At 63.9% G+C, this 379-nt stretch carries 1 pseudogene; it reads left to right on the forward strand.

Annotation, left to right across the window (positions count from 1 at the left end):
- Positions 1 to 379, forward strand: a pseudogene (locus AB4Y32_RS40485) (electron transfer flavoprotein subunit beta/FixA family protein); the annotation flags it as partial.

Genomic DNA, 379 nt, shown 5'->3' on the forward strand with positions numbered 1-379 from the left:
TCGAATCGAATGAAGACCTGCAGCCGCTGGCCGTGGCCAAGCTGCTGAAGGCGCTGGTCGACAGGGAGCAGCCGCAGCTGGTGATCCTCGGCAAGCAGGCCATCGACGACGATTCGAACCAGACGGGCCAGATGCTGGCCGCGCTGGCGGGCCTGCCGCAGGCTACTTTCGCATCGAAAGTGACGGTTGCAGACGGCAAGGCGACCGTATCGCGTGAAGTGGATGGCGGCGCGGAAACGCTGTCGCTGAAGTTGCCCGCCGTGGTGACGACGGATCTGCGCCTGAACGAGCCGCGCTACGTGACGCTGCCGAACATCATGAAGGCGAAGAAGAAGCCGCTCGAAACTGTGAAGCCCGAAGACCTGGGCGTCGACGTCAC

Source organism: Paraburkholderia phymatum, assembly GCF_040965635.1.
GTDB lineage: Bacteria > Pseudomonadota > Gammaproteobacteria > Burkholderiales > Burkholderiaceae > Paraburkholderia > Paraburkholderia phymatum_B.